The following is a 5,155-nucleotide window of genomic DNA, read 5'->3' as shown; positions in this document are numbered from 1 at the left end:
GCACCGGCCGAGAACCGCGCCGCCGTGCCGGGCTCCGAGCCGTCGCCCTGGCTGAGTGCGCCGCAGCCCGGCTCCACCGCCGCGGTGGGCAATGACAGCGAAGGCATCTACGCGGGCGTGCGAGGCATTGCCTTCGTCGGCACCAACGGTTCGTTGGCGGGCAGCTTCCTCGGGGGCACGATGTGGGGTTCGCTGAAGGTCACGGGGCTCGACTGGTCGTTCAACCCGGACACCGAGTTGTATGTTCCGCCCAACGCATATCCGGTGACGGGCTCGGGCACCTTCACGCCGAAGAAGTCGGTGGATGGCACCTACGCCTACGACAACCGCAGGCCGTCCGATGTCGGCCCGCTGGCCTACACGATCGAGAACGCGCTGGCGGTGTCGCAGGCGAGCATGACCGGCACGTGGTCCAACACCGACAGCAGCCCGAGCCTGGGCGTGACGGTGCAGGTCGACGGCCAGGGCGTGTTCACCGGCAGCACGAGCGGCGTGCAGATCGGCCAGTGCACGCTCTCGGGCACTGTCGCCCTGGCGCAGCCCGGCTCGGCCAAGAACATGTACAGCCTCACGCTGAAGGCCGTGAATGCCGCCACGGCCAGCACCAACGACTGCAAGCTCACCCCCGCCGCCACCGGCAGCTATGCCGGGCCGGCCATCATCGGGCTGGTGCCGGCGGGCGTGTACGACAGCAACGGCTACTTCCGCAGTCTCATGTTCCTGATCCGTTCGAACACCGGCGCCACGCTGCTCGTCAACCTGCGCAAGCAGCCCTGACGGCATTGCGCGCGGGCGGGGCACGCTCAACCGGGAATCTTCTCGAGGCAGTAGCCCAGCCCGCGCACCGTCGCGATGCGCACCGGTCCCTTCTCGATCTTCTTGCGCAGGCGGTGGATGTAGACCTCGATGGCGTTGATGCTCACCTCTTCGCCCCATTCGCACAGCCGGTCCACCAGCTGGTCCTTGCTGACCAGCCGGCCGGCGCGCTGCAGCAGCACCTCGAGCAGGCCCAGTTCGCGCGCCGACAGCTCGATCATCTTGCCGTCGATGGTCGCCACGCGGCCGGCCTGGTCGTAGACCAGCGGGCCGTGGCGGATCGCGTTGCTGGTGGCGCCCATGCCGCGCCGCGTGAGGGCGCGCACGCGCGCCTCGAGCTCCTGCAGGCTGAAGGGCTTGGCCATGTAGTCGTCGGCGCCGTGGTCCAGGCCCTTGACGCGCTCTTCCACGCTGTCGGCCGCCGTGAGCACCAGCACTGGCAGCTGCGAGCCGCGCGCGCGCAGGCGCTTGAGGATCTCGATGCCGTGCAGGCTGGGCAGCCCGAGGTCGAGGATCAGCAGGTCGAACTCGCTGTGGGTCATGAGCGCGGTGTCGGCCTGCGAGCCGTTGGCCACATGATCGACCGCCGCGCCCGAGGTGCGCAGGCTGCGCAGCAGGGCATCGGCCAGCACCTGGTCGTCTTCGGCAATCAGTATTCGCATGAGCCACCTCCGGCGGATTCAGGCGCCATGCCGGCGCAGTTCACATTTGTCTCAACGCGAGTCTAGCCCGCTGTATAGGCTTCGAGTCCGATGGTTACCACGGTGGCGATCTCGTCGCCCACGCTGGCGCGGAACTCGCGCTCGGTCTGTGTCACGGCGCGGCGGAAGGCGTCCAGCCAGGCCAGCCCGTCGGCCGTGAACAGCACGCGCCGCGCGCGCGCGTCGAGCGGGTCGGGCCCGCGCGTGACCAGCCCCCAGGCCTCGCACTGGTCGACCAGCGTGCCCATGGCCTGCTTGGTCATGCCGGCGCGCTCGGCCAGTTCGGTCAGGCGCGAGCCCTCGCGCGCCAGGTGCCGCGTGATGTGGATGTGCGCCGCGCTCACCTGCGCGCGCGCCGCGAGGTTCGACAGCGCCAGCGGCACGTCGATGTCGTGCGCCATGAGCGCCAGCACGCGCTCGTCGAAACGGCGCATCGCATGGCCCAGCAGGCGGCCCAGATGGGTCTGGCGCCAGGCGTCGGGATCGGTGGGAAAGGCGGGGTCGGCCATGGCCTTAGATGGTAAGGCAAACTGACTTTAAAGTGGGTTTGCGAATCGCCATGAGCCCATACACTACTGTTCAAGCATCCAGCCTGTGGTTAAAAGCAGATGGATGAATCCCGACACAAACCGTTGATATTCAAGGAGATTTCCACATGGACGCAGTCGTCAAGGGCGCAAGCATCTCGGTCGCCAACAGTGAAAAGGCCAAGGCCCTGCAGGCCGCGCTGGCCCAGATCGAAAAGCAGTTCGGCAAGGGCACGATCATGCGGCTCGGCGAAGGCGAGGCGCTCGAAGACATCCAGGTGGTCTCTACCGGCTCGCTGGGCCTGGACATCGCCCTGGGCGTCGGCGGCCTGCCCCGTGGCCGCGTCGTTGAAATCTACGGCCCGGAATCCTCGGGCAAGACCACGCTCACGCTGCAGGTGATCGCCTCCATGCAGAAGCAGGCCGGCACCTGCGCCTTCGTCGACGCCGAGCACGCGCTCGACGTGCAGTACGCCCAGAAGCTCGGCGTGAACCTGTCCGACCTGCTGATCAGCCAGCCGGACACCGGCGAGCAGGCGCTCGAGATCGTCGATTCGCTGGTGCGCTCGGGCGCCGTCGACCTGATCGTGGTCGACTCGGTCGCCGCGCTCACGCCCAAGGCCGAAATCGAAGGCGAAATGGGCGACTCGCTGCCCGGCCTGCAGGCCCGCCTGATGAGCCAGGCGCTGCGCAAGCTCACGGCCACGATCAAGAAGACCAACTGCATGGTCATCTTCATCAACCAGATCCGCATGAAGATCGGCGTGATGTTCGGCTCGCCCGAAACCACCACCGGCGGCAATGCGCTGAAGTTCTACGCCTCGGTGCGCCTGGACATCCGCCGCATCGGCACCATCAAGAAGGGCGACGAGGCCATCGGCAACGAAACCAAGGTGAAGGTGGTGAAGAACAAGGTCAGCCCGCCGTTCAAGACGGCCGAGTTCGACATCCTGTTCGGCGAAGGCATCAGCCGCGAGGGCGAGATCATCGACATGGGCGTGAACGCCAAGATCATCGACAAGTCGGGCGCCTGGTACGCCTACAACGGCGAGAAGATCGGCCAGGGCCGTGACAACGCCCGCGAATTCCTGCGCGAGAACCCCGACCTGTCGCGCGAGATCGAGAACAAGGTGCGCGAATCGCTGGGCATTCCGCTGCTCGCGGCCGACGCCGGCAGCGAACCCGAGAAGGCCGAGAAGCCCGCCAAGGCATCGAAGGCCGACAAGGCGGCGGAGTAAGTGAGACGAAGCGGCCTTCGCGTGTTGCGTGGGCCGCCTGAGCGACCCACCACCCCCGAATGGCCTTCAGCGCCCCCTCCCTCAAAGGCCGCGCCCTGCGCCTCCTGAGCCAGCGCGAGCATTCGCGCGCGGAGCTGGAGCGCAAGCTGGCCAGGCACGAGGAAGAGCCCGGCACGCTGGCGAAGGCGCTCGACGAGCTGGTCGCCAAGGATTTCATCAGCGAGCCGCGCGTCGTGGCCTCGGTGCTGCACCAGCGCGCCGCCCGCTCGGGCGCGCTGCGCGTGAAGCAGGAGCTGCAGGCCAAGGGCATCGCGCCCGAAGCCATCGCGCAGGCGGTGGCCGGCTTGCAGGGGACCGAAGTCGAGCGCGCCACGGCCCTGTGGCGCCGCCGCTTCGACGCGCCACCCGCCGATGCGAAGGAGCGCGCGAAACAGATGCGATTCCTGATGGCGCGCGGTTTCTCGGGCGCCGTCGTGTCCAAGGTACTCAGGAGCGACTTCGATGACCCAAGCGACGACCCCAACGGCGAATGAAGGCGACGCGGCCCTGTCCCGCGTCATCACGCAGCGCGTGCAGTGCGAATGGCGCGACGCCTATGCGCTCGCGTCCGACCCGAAGCGGCTGCCCGACTGGGCCAGCGGTCTCGCGAAAAGCGCGCTGGTGCCGCACGGCGACCACTGGATCGTGCGCACGCCCGAAAGCGGCGAGGCCCGCATGCGCTTTGCGGCGCCCAACGACCTGGGCGTGCTCGACCACTGGGTGGCGCCCGAAGGCGTGCCCGAGGTCTACCTGCCGTTTCGCGTGATCGGCGTGGCGCCCGGCGTGTGCGAGCTGCAGTTCACGCTGCTGCGCCAGCCGCACATGGACGATGCGGCCTTTGCGCGCGACGCCGGATGGATCGCGCGCGACCTGCAGGCCCTGCGCCGCCTGCTCGAGGCGGGCTGAGCCCGGCCTGGCTTACTCGGTGGCCGTGACGTCGTCGGCCAGCGGGTTCTCGGCCTTGTACGCGGCGATGTCGCGCACGTTCTTCTGCACCGCCACCGCGCCGAACAGGCTCAGCAGGAAGGCCATGGCGTAGAAGCCCTTCTCGCTCGCGGCCAGCGAGGCGTTGAACAGGCCCACGGCCAGCAGGCCCACCGACAGCAGCAGCGAGACCCAGCACAGGCCGAAGTAGATGCCGGTGACCGAGATGCCCTCGAGCCGGTCGCGCACCGTCTTTTGCAGCGACACGGCCGAGAACAGGCCGTACATGAGGATGGTGAAGTAGTAGCCCTTCTCGTTGAGCTGCATCGCGGCATTCCACAGCCCGAGCAGGTACACGATGGCGCCGATGATCAGCGCGGCCCAGGATGCGGCGACGAATGCGCCGGTCGGTTTCTGAAACTTGACGGTTCCCATGACGATCCTCCTCGTTGTTGTGTCGCGCGATTATGGTGCGGGAAGGCGGTGGCATGATCGCCAGCGACCGGCCTCCCAGGAGGCGGCTTTCCAGAAAAACCGGAGGAACCCTTCATGTCGTCGCCACCCGCCCACCCGCAGTCCCTCGTTCGCACCGGCGCCAAGGCCGGCTTCGCCTTCGCCGGCTCGGCCATCAAGGGCGCGCTGATCGGCCTGTTCCTCGGCGGCGGCGTGTTCTTCTACTACCTGAGCCAGCTGCAGGGTCCGGGCATCCCGGCGGCGCGGGCCGGTGGCGCGGGCGCCATCCTGGCGCTGCTCATGTCGCCGCCGCTGCTGGTGGCCGTGCTGCTGTCGCTGTTCGTCGGCGTGTACTTCCTGCTCGGCGTGCAGCGGGGCCGCGCCCGCGCGATGCAGCACCTGGTCGCGGCGCGCGGCGAGGCCGTGTCGCAGCGGCTGGGCGACGCCATCGCGGGCC

The 5,155-nt window shown here is 68.3% G+C and carries 7 protein-coding genes and 1 pseudogene; 5 read left to right on the top strand and 3 right to left on the bottom strand.

The features are described 5' to 3' along the window. The coding region (locus VBO01S_RS32915; RefSeq protein ID WP_062482798.1) for a hypothetical protein at nt 1-777 on the top strand (777 nt) is incomplete at its 5' end. 26 nt (nt 778-803) lie between these two features. Here VBO01S_RS32915 and VBO01S_RS30730 read toward each other — a convergent pair. Together VBO01S_RS30730 and VBO01S_RS30725 are read right to left on the bottom strand one after the other, a co-directional pair. Continuing rightward, nucleotides 804-1,478: a response regulator transcription factor gene (locus VBO01S_RS30730; RefSeq protein ID WP_056575150.1), complete on the bottom strand. Its 675-nt coding sequence runs from the start codon at nt 1,476-1,478 to the stop codon at nt 804-806. Nucleotides 1,479-1,540: 62 nt separating this feature from the next. After that, nucleotides 1,541-2,026: a MarR family winged helix-turn-helix transcriptional regulator gene (locus VBO01S_RS30725; RefSeq protein ID WP_062482795.1), complete on the bottom strand. Its 486-nt coding sequence runs from the start codon at nt 2,024-2,026 to the stop codon at nt 1,541-1,543. A gap of 146 nt (nt 2,027-2,172) precedes the next feature. Between VBO01S_RS30725 and recA the strand changes: the two genes are divergently transcribed. From recA to VBO01S_RS30710, 3 genes are read left to right on the top strand one after another with little or no spacing between them, the layout of a single operon-like run. Continuing rightward, complete coding sequence (gene recA / locus VBO01S_RS30720) at nt 2,173-3,282, top strand: recombinase RecA (RefSeq protein WP_062482792.1); 1,110 nt, start codon at nt 2,173-2,175, stop codon at nt 3,280-3,282. 59 nt (nt 3,283-3,341) lie between these two features. Continuing rightward, on the top strand, nt 3,342-3,815 hold the full coding sequence (gene recX, locus VBO01S_RS30715) for a recombination regulator RecX (protein WP_062482789.1): 474 nt from the start codon (nt 3,342-3,344) through the stop codon (nt 3,813-3,815). Continuing rightward, nucleotides 3,784-4,227 carry a polyketide cyclase gene (locus VBO01S_RS30710; protein WP_082818353.1) on the top strand — a complete coding sequence of 148 codons (444 nt, stop codon included), beginning with the start codon at nt 3,784-3,786 and terminating at the stop codon, nt 4,225-4,227. The genes recX and VBO01S_RS30710 overlap by 32 nt, the downstream gene beginning before the upstream one ends. A gap of 12 nt (nt 4,228-4,239) precedes the next feature. Here VBO01S_RS30710 and yiaA read toward each other — a convergent pair whose 3' ends face one another. Further along, nucleotides 4,240-4,680: an inner membrane protein YiaA gene (gene yiaA / locus VBO01S_RS30705; protein ID WP_062482786.1), complete on the bottom strand. Its 441-nt coding sequence runs from the start codon at nt 4,678-4,680 to the stop codon at nt 4,240-4,242. Nucleotides 4,681-4,794: 114 nt separating this feature from the next. Here yiaA and VBO01S_RS30700 point away from each other — a divergent pair. Then, a pseudogene (locus VBO01S_RS30700) lies at nt 4,795-5,155 on the top strand (hypothetical protein); the annotation flags it as partial.

The sequence above is a fragment of the Variovorax boronicumulans NBRC 103145 genome, from assembly GCF_001591345.1.
Classification (GTDB): domain Bacteria; phylum Pseudomonadota; class Gammaproteobacteria; order Burkholderiales; family Burkholderiaceae_C; genus Variovorax; species Variovorax boronicumulans.
This window is presented reverse-complemented; position numbering and strand designations above follow the sequence as displayed.